Raw genomic sequence first — 25199 nt, 5'->3', positions numbered from 1 at the left:
CATGCTCCTCATCCATTGCCCGTTCTGCGACATGGACCGGCCCGAACTCGAATTCCGCTATGGCGGCGAGGCGCACATCGCCCGCCCGGCGGATCCGTCCGCCGTGTCGGACCAGGACTGGGCGGAGTTCCTGTATTTCCGCACCAATCCGAAGGGCGTCCACGCGGAGCGGTGGCGGCACGCGTCCGGCTGCGGGCGCTTCTTCAACGCGGTCCGGCACACGGTGTCGGACAAGATCCTGACCACCTACAAGCCCTCGGATCCGCGACCGGATCTTGAGGAACTGGCGCGGGAGACCGGGCGATGAGCGCTGCCTTCCGCATACCCGCGGGTGGACGGATCGACCGCTCGCGCGAGATCTCGTTCTCCTTCGACGGACGGCGCTTCGCCGGGCATCCGGGCGACACGCTGGCGTCCGCGCTGATCGCCAACGGCGTCCACCTGATGGGACGCTCCTTCAAGTATCACCGGCCGCGCGGGATCGTGGGCGCCGGCGCGGAGGAGCCGAACGCGCTCGTCACGGTGTCGAAGGGGGGAGGGCGGTCCACGCCCAATCTCCGCGCCACCCAGGTCGAGCTCTATGACGGGCTCGTCGCCTTCAGCCAGAACCGCTGGCCGACCCTGGGTTTCGACGTCGGCGAGGTGAACAATCTCGTCCCGGCCGGGGTCTTCAGCGCGGGCTTCTACTACAAGACCTTCATGGCCCCGGCGGGCGCGTGGGCTGGCCTCTACGAGCCGTTCATCCGCCGGGCCGCAGGCCTCGGCGTCGCGCCCTCCCAGGAGGACCCCGACCACTACACGCATCGCTACGCCCATTGCGACGTGCTGGTCGTGGGCGCCGGAGCGGCTGGCCTCGCGGCGGCCCTCGCCGCCTCGCAGGACGGCGCGGCCCGGGTGATGCTGTGCGACGAGCAGGCCGAGATGGGCGGCGGCCTGCTCGGAGAGCCGCATGTCGCGATCGACGGATCGCCCGCGCCGGACTGGGCGGCCCACGCTGTCGCCGAACTGGCCGGGCGCGCGAACGTGACGCTCCTGCCGCGCACGCAGGCCTTCGGCTACTACGCGCAGAACTTCCTCGGGCTGGCGCAGCGCCTCACCGACCATCTCGCGACGGCCCCGGCCGACGCGCCCCGGGAGCGGCTGTGGAAGGTGCGCGCCCGCCGGGTGGTGCTGGCCGCCGGCGCCATCGAGCAGCCGCTCGTCTTCCCCGACAACGACCGGCCCGGCGTCATGCTGGCCAGCGCGGCCCGGACGCTGGCGAACCGCTACGGGGTGAGGCCCGGCGCCCGCGCCGTGGTCTTCGCGGCCGACGACAGCGCCTATGCGGCGGCGGTCGACCTCGCGACGGCGGGCGTCGCCATCGGCGCCATCGTGGACATCCGGCCGGAGCCGGGCGAGGCCGCCGCCTTCGCGGCGAACTCCAACGCCCTGCGGGTGCTGGTCTCGACGGTGATCACCGGCGTCTCGGGCCGCCTGCGGGTCTCCGGCGTGGAGATCGGCAAGCTGGCGGCGGACGGGACCGTCAAGCCCACCGAGCGCCTCGCCTGCGACGTGGTCCTCATGGGGGGCGGCTTCGCGCCGGCCGTCCACCTGTTCTCCCAGTCGCGCGGGAAACTGCGCTTCGACGAGGCGCGGGGCGTCTTCCTGCCCGGCGCGGCCGCGCAGGAGCAGGCGTCGGCCGGGGCCTGCAACGGGACGTTCGGCATTGCGGCCGGCCTCGCCGAAGGCCATCGCGCCGGCCTGGCCGCGGCCGACGCCGCGCTGGGCCGGACGACGGCGACGGCCGACGTCCCGGACTGGGCCGTCTCCGGCGAGATCGCGCCGGTGGGCGGAGGGTTCCGCGGCGCTGTCCCGCATCACCGCGATCCCCAGAAGGTGAAGGCCTTCGTCGACTTCCAGAACGACGTCACCGCCAAGGACATCCGGCTCGCGGTGCGCGAGGGCTTCCGGTCCATCGAGCACGTGAAGCGCTACACCACGACCGGCATGGCGACGGACCAGGGCAAGACCTCCAACATGAACGGCCTGGCGATCGCCGCCGGCGCGCTCGACAGGTCGGTCCCCGAAGTCGGGCTCACCACCTTCCGGGCGCCCTATACGCCGGTGACTTTCGGCAGTTTCGCCGGCCACTCCCGGGGCGAGTTCTTCGACCCCGCCCGCAAGACGCCGACCCATCGCTGGGCCGCCGCCAACGGCGCCGTGTTCGAGGATGTGAGCCTGTGGAAGCGGGCCTGGTACTTCCCCCATGCCGGCGAGGACATGCGCGCGGCCGTGGCCCGGGAGTGCCTGGCGGTGCGGGAGGCGTGCGGGATCTTCGACGCCTCCACGCTGGGCAAGATCGAGGTCGTCGGACCGGACGCGGCCGAGTTCATGAACCGGCTCTACACCAACCCCTGGACCAAGCTCGAGACCGGGCGCTGCCGCTACGGCCTGATGCTCAGCGAGGCCGGGTTCGTGATGGACGACGGGGTGATCGGCCGGCTGGCGCCCGACCGTTTCCACGTCACGACCACCACCGGCGGCGCGCCGCGCGTGCTGGCCCACATGGAGGACTATCTCCAGACCGAGTTCACCGACCTCAAGGTCTGGCTCACCTCCACGACCGAGCAATGGGCCGTCATCGCCGTCCAGGGGCCGAACGCCCGCAAGGCGCTGGAGAGCCTGGTGGAGGGCGTCGACATGTCGGCGGGCGCCATGCCGCATATGAGCGTGCGCGAAGGAACGATCCTGGGCGTCCCCATGCGGCTGTTCCGGGTCAGCTTCACGGGCGAGCTCGGGTTCGAGGTCAACGTGCCGGCCGATCATGGCGAGGCCGTCTGGGAGGCGATCTGGGACGCGGGCCGCCAGCACGGCATGGTCGCCTACGGCACGGAGGCGATGCACGTGCTGCGCGCCGAGAAGGGCTACATCATCGTCGGGCAGGAGACCGACGGCACCGTCACGCCCAACGATCTCGGTCTCGACTGGGCCATCGGCAAGGCCAAGCCCGACTTCGTGGGCAAGCGCTCGCTCGTGCGGCCCGACATCGCCGCCCCGAACCGCAAGCAGCTGGTGGGCCTGCTCACCGAGGACCCGGCGGCCCTCCTCGAAGAGGGCGCGCAGATCGCCGCAGAGGCCACGCCGGTGCGGGGCGCTCCGGCGCTCGGGCACGTCACCTCGTCCTACCGGAGCGCGACGCTCGGGCGATCCATCGCCATGGGCCTGCTGTCCGGCGGGCGCGCCCGCATGGGCGAGACGGTCTTCATCCCCATGCCGGGCGGCGCCGTGCCGGCGGTGGTCGCCGCGCCGATCTTCTACGACAAGGACGGGAGCCGCCTCGATGGCTGACGCCTCTGCAACGCCGGCGCGCCGGGTCTCGCCACTCGGCGGTTTTCCGGCCGACATGGGCGCCTTCGGCGGCGTGCTGCTGTCGGACGGGGGCCCCGCGGCGCGCTTCATCCTGCGGGGCGAGGACGCCGCGGCCGCGGCGGGTCCGATCCTGGGCCTGAATGCGCCGCCGCCGCCGCTGCGCGCGGTCACGGGCGCCGGCTGGGCCGCCCTGTGGCTTGGGCCCGACGAGTGGCTGCTGATCGGCCCCGCGGAGGACGCGGCCGCGATCGGGCGGACCCTGTCGGAGCGCCTGGCCGGCGTCCCTCACAGCCTGGTCGAGGTCTCGCACCGGCAGACCGGCCTGATCGTCGAAGGCCCGGGCGCCGACCTCGCGCTGAACGCGGCGGTCCCGCTCGACCTTTCGCCCGGGGCGTTCCCGGTCGGCATGTGCGCCCGCACGATCTTCGAGAAGGCCGAGATCGTCCTGTGGCGGACGGATCCGGAGCGCTTCCATGTCGAGGTCTGGCGGTCTTTCGCGCCCTACGTGTATGGCCTGCTGGACGCCGTGCGCCGCGAGAACGCCGTGAGCTGACGCACGCCGCGGCCTGCGTCGGGCGATGCGCGGCCCCGCGCCTCGCCGCTCTGGCCAAGCGTGAGGGATCGTCTAAAGTCCGGGCCGAGACCACTTCGGAGCTTCCTGCATGTTTGGGTTCGGCCGCGCGGCGCCTCAGGTCGAGGATCTTGGCGTCGAGGACATCAAGGCGGGTCTCGCCAACGGGTCCATCCTCCTGGTGGACGTGCGCGAGCCGCATGAGTGGGAGGCGGGACATGTCCCGGGTTCGGTGCTGTTCCCGCTCTCCACCTTCGATCCCGCAGCCCTTCCCGATCCCGGTCCGCGCCGCCTCGTGCTGTCCTGCCGGTCCGGCAAGCGGTCGCTGACCGCGGCTGCGGCCGCCGCAGCGGGCGGGGTCAAGGCCGACGCGCATTACGCGGGCGGCTTCCTGGACTGGGTGGCCCATGGCGAGCCCGTCGAAACCGGCGCCTGACCCGGTCCGTTCCGCAGCCCTCCCGCTCATCCGCACGCCTCTCTCACGCCTTCGCTGAGGACCATCATGACCGTCAAGAAGTTCGGAATCGGCCAGCCGCTCCGTCGTGTCGAGGATCACCGCCTGCTGGTTGGCGGCGGCCGCTACACCGCCGATTACGCGCCCGAGAGGCAGCTGGAGGCGGTGGTGTTGCGCAGCCCCTACGCCCATGCCCGGTTCGCCTTCAAGGATCTGGAGACGGCGCGCGCCATGAAGGGCGTGAAGCTCATCCTCACCGCGGCGGACGTGGCTCACCTGGGCGACGTGCCCTGCCAGGCGCCGCTGCCCAACACGGACGGCACGCAGAACCTGGTGGCCCATATCCCGGTGCTGGCCAAGGGCGTGGCCAAGCATGTCGGCGACGCCGTCGCCTTCGTGGTGGCCGAGACCGCGAACCAGGCCAAGGATGCGGCCGAGGCGATCGCGATCGACTGGGAGACGCTTCCCGCCGCGATCGACATGCGCGCCGCCGTCAAGCCCGGCGCGCCCGCCGTGTGGGAGCAGCAGCCCGGAAACCTCGCCTATGATTCGGAGATGGGCGACAAGGCCAAGGTCGACGCGGCCTTCGCGGCGGCCGACAAGGTCGTGCGTCTGGAGATCGAGAACAACCGGCTGATCACCAACTACATGGAGACCCGCGGCGTCATCGCCGAGTACGACGCGAAGACGGCGAGCTACACGCTGACGCTGTCCAGCCAGGGCGTCCACGGCATCCGCGACACGCTGGCCGCGGGCGTCCTCAAGATCAAGCCGGAGAACATCCGGGTGGTGACGGGCGACGTGGGCGGCGGCTTCGGCACCAAGACCTTCTGCTATCGCGAGTATCCGCTCGCCGCGGAAGCCGCCAAGCGCCTCAAGCGCCCGGTGCGCTGGATCGCCGACCGCTCGGACCATTTCATGGGCGACGCCCAGGGACGCGACAACTTCGCCGTGGGCGAAGTGGCGATGGACAAGTCCGGCCGATTCCTGGCCATGCGCTTCGACATCCTGGGCAATATCGGCGCCTATGCGTCGCAGTTCGGCCCCTACATCCCCTTCCTGGGCGCCACCATGATGACCGGCGTGTATCGCACGCCCGCCCTGCATGTCCGGGTCCGTGGCGTCTACACCAACACGGTTCCGGTGGACGCCTATCGCGGCGCGGGGCGTCCCGAGGCGGCCTATTTGCTGGAGCGCCTGGTCGACCGTGCGGCGCGCGAGATGGGCCTCAGGCCCGAGCAGATCCGCCGCCGCAACTTCATCCCCGCCAAGGCGATGCCCTACACGACTCCGATCGGCGACCGGACCTATGACAGCGGCGACTTCGACCAGCACATGACCCGCGCCATCGAGGCGGCCGACTGGGCCGGCTTCAAGGACCGGCTGCGCGCCGCTCGCAAGGACGGCAAGATCCTCGGCATCGGCATGGCGACCTATATCGAATGCACCGCCTGGGGCGAGGGCGAGGACGTCGAGATCCGCCTGGAGACCGACGGCACCGTGACGGTCTATTCGGGCACGCAATCGAACGGCCAGGGACACGCCACGGCCTACGCCCAGTTCGCCGCCCAGCACCTCGATCTCCCGCTCGACCGGATCAAGGTCGTGCAGGGCGACACCCAGCAGATCAAGACCGGGCACGGCACCGGCGGCTCCCGCTCCATCCCGGTGGGCGGCGTCTCGGTCTATGTCGCGTCCGAGAAGCTGGCCGAGAAGCTGAAGGAGCTGGCGTCGCAGAAGCTGGAGGCCAGCGTGGCCGACCTCGAGGTCGCCGACGGCGGCGTGAAGGTGGTCGGCACCGACCGGCGCATCGACTTCGCCGAACTGGCGAACCTGCCCGAAGCGACCCGCGAGGCCCGCACCGGGGAGGGCGATTTCACCCCGCCCAATGCGACCTACCCGAACGGCACGCACATCGCCGAGGTCGAGATCGACGTGGAGACCGGGGTCGCCAAGGTCGTGCGCTACACGATCTGCGACGACTTCGGCATCGCGGTGAACCCGCTGCTTCTCGCCGGGCAGGTGCATGGCGGCGTCGTCCAGGGCATCGGCCAGGCGCTGCTGGAGAAGACGGTCTTCGACGAGGAGGGCCAGCTCGTGACGGCCAGCTTCATGGACTACTGCCTGCCGCGCGCGGGGGATGTGCCCTTCCTGCACTTCGAGACCCGGAACGTGCCCTCGACCACGAACCCGCTCGGCATGAAGGGGGCGGGCGAGGCCGGCTCGATCGGATCCTGCCCGGCCGTGATGAACGCCGTCGTGGACGCTCTCGACCGGGCCTACGGGATCCGCGACATCGACATGCCGGCCACCCCGGACCGGGTTTTCGCCGCGATCAACGGAGCCGACAAGGCCGCCGCCTGATCCGACGGATAACGCAAAGTTGAACTTGCGATTGTGCAAGTTCGGCTTTGCGCGTGCTGTCATCGCTTCCTCGCTCGGAAAGCTTCACCTTCCACCGCGAAGTCAACAGACCTCATGTGAATGAGGCAGGAGGAAGCTTTATGATTCGAGCCATCATCGCCGCGGCCGTCATCGCGACCGGCGCCACCGTCGTGTTCGCGCAGGGCGACGTGATCGCGCAGCGCCGCGACGTCATGAAGAGCGTCGGCGGAGCCACCAAGGACCCCGGCGGCATGCTGAAGGGCGAGACGGCTTTCGACCTGGCAAAGGTGCAGAAGGCGCTGGCCACCTACCAGGACGCGGCCAAGAAGATGCCGGGCCTCTTCCCGGACACCTCCAAGACCGGCGGCGAGACGACCGCCGCGCCGAAGATCTGGGACGACATGGCCGGCTTCAAGGCCGCCTTCCAGAAGTTCGAGGCCGACGCCGTGAAGGCGTCCGCGGAGATCAAGGACGAAGCCAGCTTCAAGGCGAATTTCCCGGCCGTGCTGAAGAACTGCGGCGGCTGCCACGAGACCTATCGCGTCAAGAAGAGCTGACCTGAGGGGCGGGCCCACACGGCTCCTTCTTTCGACCGGGCCGCGGACCTGAGCAGGGACGCGGCCCGCGCTTTTGCGTCGCCTGGAAGTCCCCGATGAAGAGATTCGTCTTCGCCATCCTGAGCATGGCCATCCTGGCCGGCGTCGGCTTTGGGGTCCTGACCGCGCCCTCGCTCTACGAACTCGTCCGGGGCGCGCCCGATACGTCCACGCCGGCGGTCGCCGATCTGGACAATGGCCGCGAGCTCTTTTTCGCGGGCGGATGCCCGTCCTGCCACGCCGTCCCGGGCCAGGACGACCGCACGAAGCTGGGCGGCGGGCTGGCGCTGCACTCGCCGTTCGGGACCTTCTACGCCCCCAACATCTCGCCCCACGAAGCCGACGGCATCGGCGGGTGGACCGTGGAGGCCTTCATCCGCGCCATGCGGGAGGGCGTCTCGCCCGACGGGCGGCACTACTATCCGGCCTTCCCGTACACGTCCTACCAGCGGATGGCTTCCGCCGACCTCGCCGACGTCTTCGCGTTCATCAAGACGCTGCCTCCGGCCGAAGGCCGCGTGCGCGACCACGACCTGCCGTTCCCGTTCAACATCCGGCGCGGCCTCGGGCTGTGGAAGCTCGCCTTCCTGGACGGACGCGCGATCCAGCCTGATTCGACGAAGAGCCCCGAATGGAACCGCGGCCGCTACCTCGTCGAGGGCCCCGGGCATTGCGCCGAGTGCCACTCGCCGCGCAACGTCGCGGGCGCGACCATCGCCGACAAGCGCTTCTCCGGCGGGCCGGACCCGGAGGGGAAGGGCTTCACGCCCAACATCACGCAGGACAAGGCGGGTCTCGCCTCCTGGTCGAAGGCGGACATCGTCGAACTGCTCAAGACGGGCTTCACGCCCGACTATGACGCGGTCGGCGGCTCCATGGCCCCGGTGATCCGCAACACCTCGCAGCTGACCGACGCCGACCGCGCCGCCATGGCGGAGTATCTGAAGAGCCTGCCGCCGGTCCCAAGCCCGCCCCGGCCGCCCAAGACGAGCGGCTGAGGCTTAGTCCATCACGGCCGCCTTGAGGATGCATACCATCGTGGCGTGGCTCGGCGTCGTGGCCACGCAACGCACGCTGTGGGGCCGATCGCACCGGTAGCGTAGGGTCTCGCCCGCCTTGGCGCGCTGGACCTGGTCGCCGACCTCCACCTCGAATTCGCCCTCGATGACCGACAGGCACTCGATGGAGCCGCGCTGGTGGGCGTCTGAGTCCAGCACGCCGCCCGGCTCGGCCTGGACGTCGTACCACTGGAGCCATTCCACCGTCTTGATCCAGCCGATGATGCCGAGGCGGACCTTGCCGTCGTCTGACATCAGGATGGGCGTGTCGCCCTTGGTGGTCTTGTCGATGAAGGGCTCGTCGTCGCCGCTCGACAGGACGCGCTCGATGGAGACGTCCAGCGCCTGCGAGAGCCGCCAGATGGTGGCGAGCGTCGGATTGGTCTCGTTGCGCTCGATCTGGCTGATGATCGACTTGGCCACGCCGGACTGTTCGGCGAGCTCCGACAAGGACAGGTTGTAGGCCTTCCTGAGGCGCTGGATCGTCTTTCCGAGCTGGCCGGACAGAGCGTGCGCGCCGATGTCCATCACCTTGACTCTGTCACGGCCTTCGACGCCCATACCGCGATCCTCCAGGAGCGGAGCGCCAGCCCGGCCAGGCGGACGCTGCTCGAAACCCGTTCGGAGTCTGTTTTGAAAAACGAACGACCGTTTGTAAAGCCGGATGATTCGCCCCGCCGCCTCTCCGGTCCGGCGACAGTGACGCGGCCGGCCGGCGGCGGCCCGTTCTGATGGGCGTCATCCACGTCATCGATCAAGCGGGCCAAAAACATACGCTTGAAGCCGCCGAGGGCTGGCGCGTCATGGAGATCATCCGCGACTGGGGCCTGCCCAGCCTGCCCATGGAGGGGCTGTGCGGCGGCGCAGCCGAGTGCGGCACCTGCCACGTGTTCGTTTCACCGGACTGGATGGCGCGCCTGCACCCCGCGAGGGACGACGAGGAGGCGCAACTGGACATGCTGCCGGCGGCGTCCGCGGCCTCGCGCCTGTCCTGCCAGATCCTCTGGGACGAGAGCCTGGACGGGCTGGAGGTCACGCTCGCGCCGGTCAGCGGCTGAGGGGAGGCTCCAGGGCGTCTCCGGCGCGCCTGCGGACCGCGCCCAAGACCAGCATCGCGCCGGCGGCCAGGATCCCGAGCGCGCCGCACAGCGCCACGGTGCCGTTGGCGCCCCAGCCGATCATGAAGACGGCGAACAGGATCGGCGCCGCCGATTTCGTGGCCAGGGCCGGCGCGGCGATCAGGCCCAGGACCTCGCCATAGCGGTCGCGGCTGAACAGGGCCAGCGGGACCACGCCGCGGGCGATGGTGATCAGCCCGTTCGAGGCGCCGTAAATCAGCGCGAACAGGATCGCGACGGCGGTGGAGGGCTCCGCCCCGTAGAGGAGCGCGAAGGCGAAAGGCAGCATGGCCGTGGCGACGACGCCGAGGCCCAGGGCGCTGAGCCGCGATCCGAACAGCAGCTCGAGGAGGCGCGCTCCCACCTGGGCCGGGCCGATGAAAACCCCGGCGATCACGGCCTGCCCCTCGCTCAGACCCAGCATGTCGAGCAGCCGGACGAGATGGACCGACAGCGCGCTGGTGACGAAGCCATGCGCCGCCACCACGAGGGCGAACAGCCCGAGCGCCGTCCAGTCCAGGCCCGCGCGGCGTGTCGAGGACCGCGCGCCGTCGTCTGGCGGCCGGGGGGACGCGGGCGCGGCGCCGCCGGTTCGCGGCCGCGTCGGAAGCGCGAAGGCGTGCAGCGGCGCGCAGAGCAGCGCCTGGCCGGCCGCGTGGACCAGCAGCACGTCGCGCCAGTCCAGGCGCCCCAGCATCCAGAGCGTGAGCGGCCAGGACACCGTGGAGGCGAAGCCGCCCGCCAGCGTCAGCAGCGAGATCGCCGTGCGGGTGCGCGGCCCCGCCAACTGGGCCAGCGTGGCGAAGGCCGGATCATAAAGCGCTCCGGCCATGGCGACGCCGATCACCGCCCAGGACGCCAGATACCAGGCGGCGCCGTGCGAGGTCGCCAGCAGCGCCAGTCCGGCGGCGCCCAGCAGCGAGCCCGCGGTCAGCACGGGCCGGCCGCCATGGCGGTCGATCAGCCGGCCGGCCAGCGGGGCGGCGAGGCCGGACGTCACCAGGGCGACGCTGAAGCCGCCAAAGACCAGGGTGTCGGACCAGCCCGTCTCCAGCCTGATGCGCGGGCCGACCAGCGCCATGGCGTAGAACAGGGAGCCCCAGGCGGCGATCTGGGTGATGCCGAGCACCGCCAGCGCCCGGGCCACCGTGCTGTCGGGGGCGGGCGCGTCCTTCATGTCGCGCGCTGGGCTCCGGTCTCGCGCTCGCGCTTGCGGTTCTCCAGCCCGAGCCGCCGCTCGCGCCAGATGACGAACAGGCCCGCCGCCACCACCAGCCCGGCCCCGAACACCACGAGGGGCTCGGGGATGTCGGAGAACACGAGGACGCCCACGATGAGGGCCCAGACCAGGGTGGTGTAGTCGAACGGGGCGATCACCGACGCGGGCGCGAAGCGGTAGCTCGACGTCAGCAGGATCTGGCCGATCCCGCCCATCACGCCGGCGAGCATCAGGATCGCCGCGTCGTGGCCGTTCGGCATGCGCCAGCCCAGGACCAGCGTGGAGGCGCCGATCACGGCCGCGGTCGTGGAGAAATAGAACACGATGGCGCCGGTCTTCTCCAGCTGGGCGAGCCGGCGCGTCTCGATGGAGGCGACGGCGCTGCAGAACGCGCCCAAGAGCCCGAACATGGCTCCCGCCGCCTTCCCCTCGGTGAGGCCGACGCCGCCCGCCTGGAAATAGGGGAGCATCATGATGATCATGCCCAGGAAGCCGACGCCGAGCGCGCTCCAGCGGTACACCCTGACGGTCTCCTTGAGGACGATCGCAGCGAGCGCGGTCGTGATCAGGGGCGTGGCGTAGCCGATGGCCGTCGCGTCGGGCAGCGGCAGCAGGGCGAGCGCCGTGAAGCCGCAGAACATCGCCATCGAGCCCGCGATGCTGCGGCGCAGATGCCCGAGCGGGCGCTTCGTGCGGACCGCGTCGATGAGTTCATGGCGCGACGCCAGCCAGACCAGCAGCGGCATCAGGGCGAAGAAGGAGCGGAAAAAGACGATCTGGCCCGTCGGGTACCCGCTCCCGGCCAGCTTGATCATCGTCGCCATCACGGTGAACGCGATCGTCGACACGATTTTGAGGGAGATGCCGAGGAGAGCGTTCACGAGCAGCCGGTGGGACGACGGACGCCGTCTAAGGATCACATTTGGCTGGCGGGGACAAAACTTCATTGTGCGCGCCGGCGTCCCGACATGCGCATGGCTGGCGGCTTATGCGAACAAAGCCAGTTTCTGCTCCGGCGCGAGCGCGTCGACGGCCGCAAAGGCGGCGACGCGGGCGTCCTGGGCGACGGCCGCCGGCTCCGGGGCGGGGCGGGCCACCGCAGCCTCCAGCGACGGGCCGCGATGATCCGTCGGCGTGTAGGTCTCGATGAAGGCGACGTCGTCCCGGATCGGCGGAGGGGACGACAGCCGCGAGGGTCCGGACGCGGGAGGAAGCGCGTGCTGGACGGGCGCGGACCGCGCCGGGCGCGGCTGCGCCTCGGCCAGGGAGGCGCCGAGCATGGACTGGATGCGGCTCTCGATGGAGCGCAGCACGCCGATGAGCGACCGCACCCGGGCGGTGGCGAGCGCGTGGCGGTTGGTGGCGCGGTAGACGTCGAGAGCGTGCCGGTCCAGGTCCTCGAGCGCGCCGATCACCTCGGGGTTCTCGGAGGTCTCGCGCAGCGACCACGCGATCTCCTGGATCTGCTCGGCCGCGTCGAACGCCTCCGTGTCCGCCTGCTCGGAGAGGGCCACGAGGTCTTCCAGCGCGGTCTCGGGAGTGGCGGAGCCGGAAGATCCGGCGGCGTCCGCCACGCTCTTGGCGATGTCGCGCTTGGTGCTGGCGATCCGGTCCGCCATGTCGGCGAGATCGCGCTGCAGGCCGACCCCGGAGGGGTCTTCGGGCCGGATGCCGGTCTCGCGGATGGCGACCGCGCGTTCGATCCGGTCCAGCGACGCGAGGAGGCGGTCGGTGTCGGCGTGGCGGTTCCGCCGGGCGAATTCGGCCATGAACCAGCGGCCGCGCGCCGTCTCCATCACGGCCGCTTCGATCGCGTCATAGTCTTCCCGGCTGATCGGCGTCTTCGCCGTGTCGTCGCCCATCGCACTGGAACCAGAGGAGGCGAATCAATAGCCTCCGAAGCATTCACACCACCACCGCTTGCAGCGCCGCTCAAGGAGAGAAAGCCCTTGCGGCCGCGCCGGCCGGTGGTTATGCGCCCCCATCGTCAGCCCCAGAGCCCCGGCGCGGGCGGGTAGACGAGGCCGCCTTCGTAGCGCAGGCCGGGCTCGCGGTCGCGCGCCAGCAGCAGGGGGCCGTCCAGGTCGACATAGCGGGCGAGGGGGCTCAGCAGCATCGCCGGCGCCATCGCGAGCGAGGTGCCGACCATGCAGCCCACCATGACGTCGAGGTCCGCCCGGCGCGCTTCGCGCACGAGGTCCAGCGCCGCGGTCAGGCCGCCGGTCTTGTCCAGCTTGACGTTGATGGCGTCGTAGCGCTCGGCCACCGCCCCGAGTTCGGCGACGCCGTGGGCGCTCTCGTCGGCGCAGATCGGGATGGAGCTTGCAAACCCCGCCAGCGCGGCGTCGTCGGCGGCCGGAAGAGGCTGCTCGACCAGCGCCACGCCCGCCGCCACGCAGGCGGCGAACTGGGCGGCGATGTCGTGCTCCCTCCAGCCCTCATTGGCGTCGACCACCAGGATGGCGTCCGGCGCCGCGTCCCGGACGGCGGCGATCCTTTCGCCGTCGCCATCCCCGGCCCCGAGCTTGACCTTGAGGATCGGCCGGTCGGCGGCCTTGCGGGCCGCCTCGGCCATCACGGACGGCGCGCCGAGGCTGATGGTGAAGCAGGTGGTCGCCGGCGCGATGCGGTCGATCCCGGCCAGCACGTGCGCCGGGACGCCGGCCGTCTTGGCCTCCAGGTCCCACAGGGCGCAGTCGACGGCGTTGCGCGCCGCGCCCGCCGCCATCCGGGCCATCAGTTCCTGCCGATCGCCGCCGGCCTCGATGAAGCCCCGCATGGCCTCGATCTGGGCCGAGACGCTGTCGACGCTCTCGCCATAGCGCGCATAGGGCACGCATTCGCCGCGGCCGCGGGCGCCGCGCTCCTCGATTTCGACCGTCACGACGACGGCCTCGGTGCGCGATCCGCGCGCAATGGTGAAGGCGCCGGCGATGGGCCAGCGTTCGACGGCGATGCTGAGGGCGCGGGCCATGGGAGCTCTCCTGGGACGGCCCGGCACATTTAGAACATGCGGCGAAAAGGTGGAAACCGGCTTTTCGCGTCCAAGCATGCGACCGCCAGGAAACGAGAGCGGCGCCACGCTGGCCATTCGGGCGGACGAGGTACGGACGTCACACCTTGGCTGAATCGGTGGGAGACCATTCCCGATCACGCCGCGAATGGTCTAAAACAACGTGCACGCGCATCGCGGGTGCGCGAATGAACCGGAATCACATGGATCCTGTGGCGAATGTCGTGGTGGAGCGCAGCGGCGCGGACGTGCGCCTGCGCTTCCTCGGCCGCTGGACCTCCGAGCAGGCCGAGGCGGTGGAGCAGAAGGCCGCCAGCCTGCCACAGGAAGCCGAGGGCGCCGGCCGCGTCCTGATGGACCTGTCCGGGGTGGACCGCCTGGATACGCTCGGGGCCTGGGTCCTGGACCGCGCCCGCACCGATTTCGTGAAGCGCGGGCAAGAGGCGGGGTTCGTCGGCGTGGACGAGCCCAAGCGCATCCTGCTGCACGAGGTCGCCTATCACGAATTCGGCGTGAAGCGCGCCGTCGGCGCATCCGCGGTGGTCGAGATCCTCTCGGATGTCGGGCAGGGCGTCGTGGGGGCCGGGCAGGACCTCGTCGGCGGCGTCAGCTTCCTGGGTTCGCTGGTGACGGCGCTGGGCCGGGTGATCCTGAACCCCTTCCGGTTCCGCTTCACCTCGCTGGTGTTCCACCTGGAGGCCGTGGGCTTTCGCAGCGTCCCGATCATCACGCTGATCTCCTTCCTGGTCGGCTGCATCGTGGCCCAGCAGGGCATCTTCCAGCTGCGCCGCTTCGGGGCGACGCCGTTCGTGGTCGACCTCACCGCCATTCTGACGCTGCGCGAACTGGGCGTGCTGCTCACCTCCATCATGGTGGCGGGCCGCTCGGGCTCGGCCTTCACGGCCGAGATCGGCTCGATGAAGATGCGCGAGGAGATCGACGCGTTGCGCGTGATGGGGCTCGACCCCGTCGAGGTGCTGGTGGTGCCGCGCATCCTGGCCCTGATGATCGCGATGCCGCTCCTCACCTTCCTGGCCGACATCGCGGGACTGTTCGGCGGCGGCGTCGTCGCCTGGATCTATGGCGGCATCAGCCAGGAGGTCTTCATCGGCCGCATGCGGTCGGCGATCGGGTTCAACACCTTCATGGTGGGCCTGATCAAGGCGCCCTTCATGGCGCTGGTGATCGGGCTGATCGCCAGCATCGAGGGGCTCGCCGTGCAAGGTTCGGCTGAGTCCCTGGGACGACAAGTCACATCATCGGTGGTCAAATCCATCTTCATGGTGATCGTGGTCGACGGCCTTTTCGCCATGTTCTTCGCGTCCATCAAGTATTGACGATGACGCTCACCGCCCCCGACTTTCCGCAGCCCGGCCATGATGAAGGCCTGAACGGCGCCTCTCAGCCCAGGGAGGCGATCATTTCCGTGCGCGACCTCGTGGTCGGCTTCGGAGACAAGCTGATCATGAACGGGCTCAACCTGGACGTTTACCGGGGCGAGATCCTGGGCTTCGTCGGCGCGTCGGGCACGGGCAAGTCGGTGCTGACGCGCACCATCCTGGGCCTCACGCCGAAGCGGCGCGGGGTGATCGAGGTGTTCGGGCAGGATGTGGACGAACTCAACGAGCAGGCCCGCAAGGCCATGGAGCGGCGCTGGGGCGTCCTCTTCCAGCAGGGCGCGCTGTTCTCGTCGCTGACCGTGCGCCAGAACGTGCAGGTGCCGATGCGCGAGCACCTCAAGCTCTCCGAGGAGCTGATGGACGAGCTCGCTCTCCTGAAGCTCGAACTCGTCGGCCTGAAGCCGGAGGTGGCGGAGCGTTTTCCGTCCGAACTGTCCGGCGGCATGATCAAGCGCGTGGCGCTCGCCCGGGCCCTGTCGCTCGACCCGGAGATCGTCTTCCTGGACGAGCCGACCTCGGGGCTCGACCCCATCGGCGCGCAAGATTTCGATGAGCTGATCGCCACCCTGCAGAAGACTTTAGGACTCACCGTCTTCATGGTAACGCACGATCTCGGCAGCCTTTATTCGGTGTGCGACAGGATCGCGGCGCTGGGCGAAGGGCGGGTCATCGCGCAAGGGCCCATCGAGACGATGCTGCGTTCCGAGCACCCCTGGCTGAAATCGTATTTCCACGGCAAGCGGGCGCAGCACCTTGCGCCGGCCGCCGAGGCGGGAAGGTAGCGTCATGGAAACCCGCGCGAACTACGCGCTGATCGGGCTCTTCACGCTGGCGGTGCTCACCGCGGCGTTCGGCTTCGTCTTCTGGTTCTCGGGCAAGGACGCGGGAGCCAAGCTGGCGACCTACCGCATCGTCTTCACCGGCTCGGTGTCGGGCCTCTCGCGCGGCTCGCAGGTGCTCTACAACGGCCTGCGCGTGGGCGAGGTGACGTCCATCCAGCTGCAGCCGAACGACCCCGGGAAGGTGGTGGCGCGCGCCGAAGTGGACGCGACCACGCCCATGAACGTCGACACCAAGGCGCGGCTGGAGTTCCAGGGCCTGACCGGCGTCGCCTCCATCCAGCTCTCGGGCGGGGGCCCCAACAGCGCCAAGCTGGAAAGCCAGGAGCCCGGCCAGCCGCCGGTGATCTACGCCGACCGCTCCGACTTCCAGGATCTTCTGGAAAGCGCGCAGCGCCTCGCCAAGAAGGCCGACGACGTGCTGGGCCGCGCCGACAAGCTCTTCGCCGACAACCAGGACTCGATCAGCCGGACGGTGAAGAACGTCGAGACCTTCTCGGGCGCCCTGGCCTCCAATTCGGAGGGCGTCAGCCGCTTCCTGTCCTCGACCGGCAATGCGGCGGACAAGATCGCCTCCCTTTCGGTCGACCTGCAGAAGCTCACCGAGACGGTGGACCGGGTCGTCTCCTCGGTGAATCCCGACGACGTCAAGAACGTGGTCGCCAACCTGCAGCAGATCACCTCCTCGGTGGCCGGCGAGAAGGACCGCATCGCCGCCCTGGTGCGCGACGCGGCCACGCTGGCCAGCCGCCTCAACGACAGCTCGGTCAAGCTCGACGGCGTGCTCACCGACGCGGGCCGCGCCCTGCGCGCCGTCGACTCGGAGAAGATCCAGCGCTCGGTCGACAATGTGGAGAAGTTCACCACGGCGCTGGGCTCCAACAGCGGCAAGGTCGACGACGTGATCCGCAACGCCAACGAACTCACCGCCAAGCTCAACAAGGCGGCCGACCAGGTCGAGGGCGTGCTCGCCAGCGTGCAGACCTTCCTCGGGTCGGGCGACACCAAGGCGGCGCTGGGCAGCATCGGCGACATGGCCAAGTCCGTGCGCGTCCTGGCCGACAACCTCGACAAGCGGACCGCCGACATCACCGCCGGCGTGAACCGCGTCACCGGGCCGGCGCTGCGCGACTACCAGGCGCTGGCGTCCGATGGCCGGCAAGCCCTCGGCGAACTCAACCGCACCCTGCGCAGCCTGCAGCAGAACCCCCAGCAGCTGCTGTTCGGCAACAAGCCATCCCTCCCCGAGTACCGGGGCCGATAGTGCGGCCTCCGACCCCACAAAGGCTGCCTCCCCGCATGTCCGCCCCCATCGCCGCTCCCGCCCCGGAGCCGAACCCGGCCCTCGCACCTCTCCGCCCGGCTCGCCCCTGGATCCTCGCCGGCCTTGTCACGGCCGCCCTGGGCCTGACCGGATGCGGGTCGTCGCCGTCCGAGACCTTCGACCTCACGATCCCGTCGGGCGCGGCGCGGCAGAATCCCGGCCGCAGCCAGATCGTGGTCGCCGAGCCGGTCGCGCTGCAGGCGCTGGAATCGGACCGCATCGTGGTGCGCTCGGCCGACGGGTCGGTCTCCTCCGTGGGCGGCGTGCAGTGGTCCGACAGGCTTCCGCGCCTGCTCCAGACGCGGCTCGTCCAGGCCTTCGAGAACGCCGGCCGCGCGGTCGGCCGGGCGGGGACCGGCATCAACGCCGACCAGGTGCTGCAGACCGAGATCCGCTTCTTCGGGGTCAGCACGGTGAACGGCGCCGAGGCGGTGGTGGAGCTGTCCGTTAAGGTCGTCGCCAGCGCCACGGGCAAGATCACGACCTCGCGCGTGTTCAAGGGCTCCGTCCCGCTCGCCGCCGTCGGGGGCCGTGAAGCCGCCGTGGCCCTGGACAAGGCCGCGCAGCGCGTGTTCGCCGACGTGGTGCGCTGGGCGCGCTGACCGCCTTCTCGCTCGCGTCACGCAAAAGGCCCGGGATCGCTCCCGGGCCTTTTGCGTCGAACCGTGACGGAGCCGTCAGTCGAACTTGCCGGCCGCATGGGCCAGGATCGTGTAGACCTTGCCCTCGTCGGAGGTGAGGATCGACTTCGACAGCGTCGAGTTGCGGTCGCCCGGCGCCACCTCGCGCAGCAACTCGTCGAACTTCTCCACATAGGCGTCGACCGTGTCGCGGAACTCCGCATCGCGGCGGTAGCGACGGCGGAACTCGTCGAAGCGCTCCTGGCCCTGCAGGGTGTAGAGGCGGCGCGTGAACACGTTGCGCTCGCCGCTGGTGTAGCGCTCCCACAACTCGACAGCCGCCTCGTGGTCGATCATCCGGGCGATGTCGGCGGAGAGAGAGCCGAGCGACTCGATCGCGTTCTCATGCGTGGTGGGCTGGCGGACGGGCGTCTTGGCCGGCTTGTCCTGGATGGTGGAGCGCAGCTCGGGCTTGCGGGCCGGCGGCTCCTCCTCGACGGAGGCGCGGGCCAGCAGCTCGGAGAGCCAGCCGGTGCTGGCGCGGTTGGCGAGCGCCTCGCGCGGCAACTCGGGCTGGCGGAACGAGGACGCCTTGGGCTGGGCCTTGGGCTCGATGCGAGCCTCGGGCTCGGGCCGGTCGTCCTGAGCGCCGCGGCGGTCCCGCGCGTCCTGGCCGCGCGCCTCTGCGTTACGCGCCGGGGGCGCGGGGCGATCGGCGGGCTCTTCGCGACGCGGCGGCGGGGTGACGAGCACGCTCGGACGAGCGGCGGCCGGCGGCGGCTCGGGCGCCCGGCGCGGCGGCTCGGGCGCGCGCACCACCAGAGGCGGGCCGCGATCGACCGGCGCGGCGCCGTTGGCGCGGCGGACCGGCACGTCGTCCTGCTCCGCGTGCTCCTCGGGACGGGCGACGTCGAGGCCGCGATCCGAGCGCGCCACGAGGGCGGTGAGCTCGTTCAGGGCCCGGATCTGGTCGCCGACGACGCGCCGCATCGCGGCGGCCGATTCCTGGGTTTCGCGCGGAAGCTCCAGCACGCCGCGGCGGACTTCGTTGCGGGTGGCGTCGAGCTCCTGGGCGACCGAGTAGCTCAGCTGCCGCATCTCGTCGGCCGCCTCGCGGAAGCGCTCGGTGGCCGAAGCCAGCGCGCCACCCATGTCGGTCATGACCTGCTCATAGGCGGCGCGCAGCGCGGCGGCGGTGCGCTCGCGCTCCTTGCCGGTCGTGGTCCTGATGAGGTCGAACTGCTCGCCGATGGCGTTGGCCGCCGCCTGGCTCGAATCGGCCAGGACGCCGCCGATCTGGCGCGCCCGGGCCTCCACGGCCTTCAGGCTGTCTTCGACCAGTCCCGTGAAGGACCGCGTGATCGCCTCGACGTCCTCGGTGCGGCCAGCGATGGTCTCCAGCATGGCGTTCAGCCCGTCGCTGCGGCCCTCGATGGCGGCGGAGACGCGGCGCTCGACATGCTCGAGCGCCAGGGCCACTTCGGCCAGGGCGCGCGCGTGCTCCTGCGTGGAGGACGCGACCGAGCGGCCCTGCTCGTCCAGGCGTTGGAACAGCCCGGCGGCGTCGCGCAGCGTCCCGGAGGAGAGGCTGCGCAGAGCCTCGACCTGGTCGGCGGCGCGGTCCGTCACGGCGCTGGTCTCGTGCGTGATCGCGTTCAGCGTGTCGCGCAGCGCGACCATGCGCTCGCCCAGCTCGCTCTCCAGCGCGCCGAGGTTCTCGCCGGCGCCCGAGACCGTCGCATGCAGCAGGCGGTTGGTCTCGCCCAGCCGCTCCAACCCGAGATTGATCTCGGACTTGAGCGTGTCGTTGGCTTCCACCAGGCTGGCGACGGAGCGGGAGGCTCCCTCCTCCACGGCCCGCCGCAGGGCCTCCGACGAGGCCTCCACGCCGCGCGCCAGGGCGTCGCTGCGCTCGCGCAGGCTCTCCAGGATGGTTTCGCTGCGGCCCTCGAGGGTCCTCAGAATCACGTCGCCCACATGGGCGAATTCGCGGGTGGTGTCCTCGCCGACCTTGGCCAGGCGCGTCGACGCGTCCTCGCCCTGGCTGGCGATGCCCTGGACGAGCTTGGCGCCGCGCTCCTCGAACAGGCGGGCGAGGTCGGACGTTTGCTGGCCGAAGGCGGTCGAGACCGCCTGGGTCCCGGCCTCCAGGGTGTTGGCGAGGGACTTGCCGTTGGTCTCGAACAGCGCCCGCAACTCGTCGGTGCGCTCGCCGAGCGAACTCGTGACGGCGCGGGTCCCGGTTGAGAGCGTCTCCTCCAGCATGCTGGCGCGGACGCCGAAGGCCTCCACGATCTCGCCGGCGCGGCCGTCCACGACCGTCGTGATGGACTGCGCCGCCTGCGACAGGGTGGAGTCGAGCTTGCGGGCGGCGTCCATGACGAGGCCGGTGATCTCGTTCGTCCGGCTGCCGAGGGCGGCCGTGACCGCCTCCGCGCCCATCGAGAGGATGCGGTCGAACTGCCGGCTGGAGTTGTCGAACAGCGAGGCCAGCTCGCCGGTGCGCTCGCCGAGCGCCGCCGTGACGGAGGTCGTGCCGCCCAGCAGCATTTCGCTGAACAGGCGAGCGCGCTCGTCCAGCAGCGCGCTGACGCTGTCGAGGCGATTGACCACGCGCTCCTCGAAGCGGGCGACCCGCCCGTCGAGCGTCTCGGCGATTGCGGTGGCCTGGTTTCCGAGCGTCACGTTGATCAGCTCGGCCTTGGCGCTCAAGGCCTGGGAGAGCCCGTCCGAACGGGCCGCGATGGCGGTCTCGACCTGCTCGATCTTGGCCTCGATGGCCGACGCGATGTCCTTGCCGCCGCCGCCGAGCACCTGGGCGATCTCCAGGGTGCGGCTGGCCAGCGTCTCGGTGAGCGCCTTGGCGCGGACGTCCAGCCCCTGGTCGATCCGCACGAAGATGTTGTCGAGCGTGCCGGCGACCTTGTCGCCGGACGTGATCGTCCGGGTTTCGAACTCGGCGATCTGCTCCTCGACCCGCCGCGCGGCCTCCTCGGCGCGGACGACGATGCGGTCCGCCAGGACCTCGCCCGACTTGCCGAACAGGGTCTCGATCTCGCCGAGGCGCGTTTCGACCGTTTGCGTGAAGGCTCGCGTATCGACGCCGATGCGCTCCACGAGTTCGCCGCCGCGGCCGAGCACGGCTTCCTCGAACGCGTCGAGGCGACCGGCGAGCGTGGTGGCCAAGGTGGAGCCGCGGTCCAGCACCTTGCCCTCGAAGCTGGAGATGGCGGTGGCGAGCGCGTCGTGCAGGGAGGCGGTGCGCCCGTCGACGACGTTTTCGAAGGCGCCGATGCGCGCCGTGAAGGTCTCGTCCAGCCTCGCGCCGACCTGGCCGATGACCGTCTCGAAGGCGTTGATGCGGTCGCCGAGCTTCTGCTCCAGCAACTGGCCGCGCTGCAGGACCGTCTCCTCGAACGCGTTGAGGCGGGCGCCCAGGCGCTCGTTGAGATTGCCGCCCCGGATGATGACGGTTTCCTCGAAGGCCCCGAGCGTCGCCGCCATGGCGCTGGCCAGTTCGCCGCCGCGCGACCCGATGGTCTCGGTGATCGAATCGGCGTTGCGCACGAGGGCTTCGTTGATGCGGGTGCTCTGCGTGGCGATGGCCATCACGGCGTCGCGGGCGATCGCGGCGAGGCGGGTCTGGACGGTCTCGCTGTGCTGCGCGAAGGCGTCCTGCGTCTCGGCGGCGCGCGCCACGAGGGCGCCCAGGACGGACTGCGCGGCCTCCTCGAAGGCGGCGCGGGTCTCCCCGGTGCGGTTGGCCAGCATGTCGGCGATCGCGCCGGCGCCGTCGGCCAGCACGCGCTCGGCCTCGGCGGTGCGCGCCGCCAGGGCGGCGGCCATGGATTCCGAGCTTCCCGTCAGATTGCGCTGCGCGTCCGCGGTGCGCTCGATCAGGGCCTCGATGCTGCCCGTGACGAGCCTCTCGGCGTCGGCCGTGCGGCCCAGCAGCGTGCGGCTCAGTTCGTCGGTGGAGCGGGCGATGGTGGCCTCGGCCTCGCCGGTGCGGTCCGCGAGCGCCTTGGTGAGGGCTTCGGCCGTGCGCTCGAAGCTGCGCTGGGCCTCCTCGGTGCGGCCCGCGAGGGCGTTGGCGACGGTCTCGGCCGCCTCGGCGAGCATGCGCTCGGCCTCCGCGGTGCGGCTGGACAGCGTGCGGGCGACCGCCTCCGAGCTCGCCGCCATGCCGGCCTGCGCCTCGGCGGCGCGGCTGGCGAGGGCGTCGGCGATCTCCTCGGCGCGGCGGGCGAAGGCCGCCTCCGTCTCCTCGCTGCGGGCCGCCAGGGCGCGCGTGGCCGCCTCGGCGCCCTGCGCCAGGGCGAGCTCGGTCGCGGCGGTGCGCTCCAGCAGCGCGTCGCGCACGGTCACGGCGCTGGTCTCGAAGGCGGTGCGCGTCTGGTCCACGCGCTCGCCGATGATGCTGGCGATCTGCGCCGCCGTCTCGGCGAGGGACTGCTCGAGGGTCGTGCCGTTGGCCGAGATCGTCGCGGCGATGCGCGCGCCGGTCTCGTCGAGGCGGCGGGCGACCTCGTCGCCGCGTCCGCCCAGCTCGGCCGTCAGCGTCTCGCCGGTGGAGCGCAGCGTGTCGTTGACCTCCATGGCCCGGCTGGCGATGGCCTCGGCCACGCCCGCGCCCGTCTCCGCGATGACGCGGGTGACGCGCTCGGAGCCCTCGTTCAGGCTGGCGGTGAGGATCTGGCTGGTGCGCTCCAGCGTCTGGGAGACGTGCGCGCCGCGCTCGGCGATCTGGTCGGCGAGCTGGCCGCCCGTCAGGGTCAGCGTCTCGGTGATTTCGCGGGCCCGGGAGCCCAGCGTCTCCGTCACGGACGTGCTGGCGTCGGCCAGCCGGCCGCTCACATGGTCGGTGGTCTCCGTCAGGCGGACGATGAGATCGGACCCCTTCTGGGCGATCTCGCCGATCATCCGGTCGCCGGTGCGGGTCAGCGTGCCGCTGATCTCCTCGGCCTTGGAGCCGAAGGACTGGGTGACGCGCGCGCCGGCCTCGCCGACAGCGTCCGAGATGCGGGCCGCCGTGGCGGCGAGTTCGTCGCGCAGGCTCTCGTGCGAGCCGGTGATCGAGGTGCGGACGCGTTCCGCGTTGGACAGGATCGCCTCGCGCTGGACGACGAGCTCGTCGATGAGGGCGCGGATGCGGATCTCATTCTCGCCATAGGCCCGCTCGAGCGTGGCGATCTCCGAATGGACGAGGGTCTCCAGTTCGCCGGCGCGCGCCACCGCGCGCTCGATTCCGTCGCCCATGGCGGCCACTTCGCGGCGGATCGCCTGAGACAGGCTGACCACGGCCTCGGAGGTGACGGATTCGGGCTCGGCCAGCCGAATCGCGACCTGCGTCATGGAGCGGGCGACCAGGCGCATCTCCTGCGCGCGCGCCGCCAGCGAGGCGAGCACGAAGAAGACGACGACGGGGGCCAGCGCCGCGAAGGCGGCGAGCCCGGCCTCGGGCGTCAGGAGGCGCTGCGCCAGGGGAACGTCGCCCCCGAGAACCTCGCTCCAGCGCGTCGCCGCGAAGGCGCCGAACACCGCCAGCCAGGCGAGGGAGGCGAGCCCCGCAAGCCAGTAGGCGCCTTTCGAGGGGCGCACCTGCAGCGTCTGCAGGATCTCGCCCACGGCGCGTCGGTCGTCATTGGCGGGGCGGCCCGGCTCCGGCCGGCGCTCGGGCGCGGAGGGGGCGAGATCGCGCTGGGGGCGGGCGCGGTCGCGCGGCTTTTCGATCCGGACTTCGGGGAAGATGCCGCTGTCGTCGACCTCGGGCAGCTTCGGCGCTTCGGCGCGGTCCATGACGTCGGGCGCCGTCGTCTCCGGCGAGACCGCGGCCGCATCGTCCGTCGCGGGCCCAGCCGCGGCTCCCGCCGGTGGTGATCCCGTGAGGTTCAACGCCTCCTCGATCGCCGAAAGCGCCGCCTCTGTCGGATCGGTGGCTTTGGTCTGGGTCGCCATCAGTCGCCTCGCATCGGTACGCGTCACTCAGCCGCTTCCGCGCGATCCCTGCGCCGGGGCGGTAATTCGCCTCGGCGAGCGACTCGCGGCGCCTCTCGCGGCGGCCAACCACCCCTGAAATTGGAAACGGTTAACCAATCTGCAGTCTAGTGTCCGGGCGTCCGGATGGGAACCCGCCGGGGCGCGCTGTCGCGAAACGTCGTTAACGGATCGGTTACCATAAGCGTCACCGTGAATTAACGCACCTGCGCCCGTGGCGGCCACCATGCGCCATCTGGTGTCGGGATGTGGAAAAATCGCGCCTTCTTGGCCGAAAGACTCTCCCTGCACCCTTGTCTTTCGACACTTTCACGCCCCAATCTCCATGACGATGTTCCCTGTGGAAACGATATCTTGGGGGACCTCCGCTATACGAGCGTTCGGGTCTGGGCCCTCGCGGCTTCCGGAAAGGGATTGAGTATGGTCGGCGTAAGTTCGGCGTTGCGGCAGGCGGAGGACGCAAGCGAGGAGCCTGTCGTGCTCGACCTGCGTCATCTCACGGCCCAGACCATGGGCGACGCCGACCTGGCGCGCGACGTGCTGGGGATGTTCTTCGAGCAATCCAACGACGTGCTCCGGAGCCTTCGCGATGCGCGCGACCCGCGCGGTCGCAGCGATGCGGCGCATCGGCTCAAGGGCGCGGCCCGCGCCGTGGGCGCCTTCGCGGTCGCGGCTCACGCCGAACGGGTGGAGGGCCTTGCGGACGAGGCCGACGAGGGCGCGGTTCTGGCCGTGGTGGCGGGTCTCCACGCCGCCGTGGCGGAGGCCCGGACGGTGATTGCGGCGCGCCTGCAGGATCGCCAGGTCGGCGGCCTCTGACCCGGGCCGGGCTCTACCCTTCCGATCTGTCTTGTCCTAAGTAGCGGCGCATCCCTCCATGCGTCCTCAGGCGCCAGGCCACCGGATCACTCATGACCAAGATCACCTTCATCGACTACCAGGGCGCGAGCCGCACGGTTGACGCCCAGGATGGGTCGACCGTGATGGAGAGCGCCGTCCGCAACGGCGTTCCGGGCATCGAGGCGGAGTGCGGCGGCGCCTGCGCCTGCGCCACCTGCCACGTCTATGTGGACGACGCCTGGAAGGAGAAGGTCGGGGAGCCCGCCTCGATGGAGGAGGACATGCTCGATTTCGCCTTCGACGTGCGCCCCACGTCGCGGCTGTCGTGCCAGATCAAGGTCAGGCCGGAACTGGACGGCCTCGTCGTCCAGACTCCCGAACGCCAGGCCTGACCTAAAACACATCGCCGGACGGGTG

The 25199-nt window shown here is 70.8% G+C and carries 20 protein-coding genes; 14 read left to right on the top strand and 6 right to left on the bottom strand.

Annotated elements, in window-relative coordinates; translation table 11 throughout:
- Position 1: 1 nt before the first annotated feature.
- The 7 genes from ABEG18_RS16540 to ABEG18_RS16510 all read left to right on the top strand — a co-directional run bounded on the left by ABEG18_RS16540 (position 2) and on the right by ABEG18_RS16510 (position 8352).
- A complete protein-coding gene (locus tag ABEG18_RS16540) occupies positions 2 to 307 on the top strand; it encodes a sarcosine oxidase subunit delta (RefSeq protein WP_406854147.1) in 306 nt (101 codons plus the stop codon).
- On the top strand, positions 304 to 3327 hold the full coding sequence (locus ABEG18_RS16535; protein ID WP_406854146.1) for a sarcosine oxidase subunit alpha family protein: 3024 nt from the start codon (positions 304 to 306) through the stop codon (positions 3325 to 3327). The genes ABEG18_RS16540 and ABEG18_RS16535 overlap by 4 nt, the downstream gene beginning before the upstream one ends.
- On the top strand, positions 3320 to 3901 hold the full coding sequence (locus tag ABEG18_RS16530) for a sarcosine oxidase subunit gamma (RefSeq protein WP_406854145.1): 582 nt from the start codon (positions 3320 to 3322) through the stop codon (positions 3899 to 3901). Before ABEG18_RS16535 ends, ABEG18_RS16530 begins: the two co-directional genes overlap by 8 nt.
- 109 nt (positions 3902 to 4010) lie before the next feature.
- On the top strand, positions 4011 to 4355 hold the full coding sequence (locus tag ABEG18_RS16525) for a rhodanese-like domain-containing protein (protein WP_406854144.1): 345 nt from the start codon (positions 4011 to 4013) through the stop codon (positions 4353 to 4355).
- Between the two features lie 66 nt (positions 4356 to 4421).
- Positions 4422 to 6737, top strand: a complete 2316-nt coding sequence (locus tag ABEG18_RS16520) for a xanthine dehydrogenase family protein molybdopterin-binding subunit (RefSeq protein ID WP_406854143.1) — start codon at positions 4422 to 4424, stop codon at positions 6735 to 6737.
- Between the two features lie 140 nt (positions 6738 to 6877).
- A complete protein-coding gene (locus ABEG18_RS16515) occupies positions 6878 to 7315 on the top strand; it encodes a c-type cytochrome (RefSeq protein ID WP_406854142.1) in 438 nt (145 codons plus the stop codon).
- A gap of 95 nt (positions 7316 to 7410) precedes the next feature.
- Positions 7411 to 8352 carry a c-type cytochrome gene (locus ABEG18_RS16510; RefSeq protein ID WP_406854141.1) on the top strand — a complete coding sequence of 314 codons (942 nt, stop codon included), beginning with the start codon at positions 7411 to 7413 and terminating at the stop codon, positions 8350 to 8352.
- A gap of 3 nt (positions 8353 to 8355) precedes the next feature.
- Here the strand turns inward: ABEG18_RS16510 and ABEG18_RS16505 are convergent, their stop codons facing one another.
- Positions 8356 to 8973 carry a helix-turn-helix domain-containing protein gene (locus ABEG18_RS16505; RefSeq protein ID WP_406854140.1) on the bottom strand — a complete coding sequence of 206 codons (618 nt, stop codon included), beginning with the start codon at positions 8971 to 8973 and terminating at the stop codon, positions 8356 to 8358.
- A 242-nt stretch (positions 8974 to 9215) separates the two neighbouring features.
- Here ABEG18_RS16505 and ABEG18_RS16500 point away from each other — a divergent pair, with 242 nt between their 5' ends.
- Positions 9216 to 9470, top strand: coding sequence for a 2Fe-2S iron-sulfur cluster-binding protein (locus tag ABEG18_RS16500; RefSeq protein WP_406854139.1), 255 nt, complete (start codon positions 9216 to 9218; stop codon positions 9468 to 9470).
- On the opposite strand, the gene ABEG18_RS16495 is transcribed toward ABEG18_RS16500, so the two are convergent.
- From ABEG18_RS16495 to dgcA, 4 genes are all read right to left on the bottom strand, one after another.
- Positions 9460 to 10707, bottom strand: coding sequence for an MFS transporter (locus ABEG18_RS16495; protein ID WP_406854138.1), 1248 nt, complete (start codon positions 10705 to 10707; stop codon positions 9460 to 9462). The genes ABEG18_RS16500 and ABEG18_RS16495 overlap by 11 nt on opposite strands.
- Positions 10704 to 11630, bottom strand: coding sequence for a DMT family transporter (locus ABEG18_RS16490; protein ID WP_406854137.1), 927 nt, complete (start codon positions 11628 to 11630; stop codon positions 10704 to 10706). Before ABEG18_RS16490 ends, ABEG18_RS16495 begins: the two co-directional genes overlap by 4 nt.
- A 105-nt stretch (positions 11631 to 11735) precedes the next feature.
- A complete protein-coding gene (locus ABEG18_RS16485; RefSeq protein WP_406854136.1) occupies positions 11736 to 12611 on the bottom strand; it encodes a hypothetical protein in 876 nt (291 codons plus the stop codon).
- Between the two features lie 125 nt (positions 12612 to 12736).
- A complete protein-coding gene (gene dgcA / locus ABEG18_RS16480; protein WP_406854135.1) occupies positions 12737 to 13723 on the bottom strand; it encodes an N-acetyl-D-Glu racemase DgcA in 987 nt (328 codons plus the stop codon).
- 227 nt (positions 13724 to 13950) lie between these two features.
- On the opposite strand from dgcA, the gene ABEG18_RS16475 reads away from it, so the two are divergent.
- From ABEG18_RS16475 to ABEG18_RS16460, 4 genes are all read left to right on the top strand, one after another.
- Entirely contained in the window at positions 13951 to 15099 is a 1149-nt protein-coding gene (locus tag ABEG18_RS16475) for an ABC transporter permease (protein WP_406854134.1), read from the top strand.
- A gap of 128 nt (positions 15100 to 15227) precedes the next feature.
- Positions 15228 to 15944, top strand: a complete 717-nt coding sequence (locus tag ABEG18_RS16470) for an ABC transporter ATP-binding protein (protein ID WP_406858626.1) — start codon at positions 15228 to 15230, stop codon at positions 15942 to 15944.
- Between the two features lie 4 nt (positions 15945 to 15948).
- Positions 15949 to 17265 (top strand): MlaD family protein, encoded by a 1317-nt coding sequence (locus ABEG18_RS16465; protein ID WP_406854133.1) that lies wholly within the window; start codon positions 15949 to 15951, stop codon positions 17263 to 17265.
- A 35-nt stretch (positions 17266 to 17300) separates the two neighbouring features.
- Positions 17301 to 17927, top strand: a complete 627-nt coding sequence (locus tag ABEG18_RS16460) for an ABC-type transport auxiliary lipoprotein family protein (RefSeq protein ID WP_406854132.1) — start codon at positions 17301 to 17303, stop codon at positions 17925 to 17927.
- Between the two features lie 75 nt (positions 17928 to 18002).
- Here the strand turns inward: ABEG18_RS16460 and ABEG18_RS16455 are convergent, their stop codons facing one another.
- Positions 18003 to 23903, bottom strand: a complete 5901-nt coding sequence (locus ABEG18_RS16455; protein ID WP_406854131.1) for a hypothetical protein — start codon at positions 23901 to 23903, stop codon at positions 18003 to 18005.
- A gap of 516 nt (positions 23904 to 24419) precedes the next feature.
- Between ABEG18_RS16455 and ABEG18_RS16450 the strand changes: the two genes are divergently transcribed.
- On the top strand, positions 24420 to 24761 hold the full coding sequence (locus tag ABEG18_RS16450) for an Hpt domain-containing protein (RefSeq protein WP_406854130.1): 342 nt from the start codon (positions 24420 to 24422) through the stop codon (positions 24759 to 24761).
- A gap of 92 nt (positions 24762 to 24853) precedes the next feature.
- The gene (locus tag ABEG18_RS16445; protein ID WP_406854129.1) at positions 24854 to 25174 is read left to right on the top strand and encodes a 2Fe-2S iron-sulfur cluster-binding protein; all 321 of its coding nucleotides are present in this window, start codon (positions 24854 to 24856) and stop codon (positions 25172 to 25174) included.
- The last annotated feature ends 25 nt before the right edge of the window (positions 25175 to 25199 follow it).

Source organism: Alsobacter sp. KACC 23698, from assembly GCF_045348435.1.
In the GTDB taxonomy this organism is placed as follows: domain Bacteria; phylum Pseudomonadota; class Alphaproteobacteria; order Rhizobiales; family Beijerinckiaceae; genus Alsobacter.
Note: the sequence above shows the minus strand (reverse complement) of the source record. Positions and strands in the feature narration are given on the sequence as shown.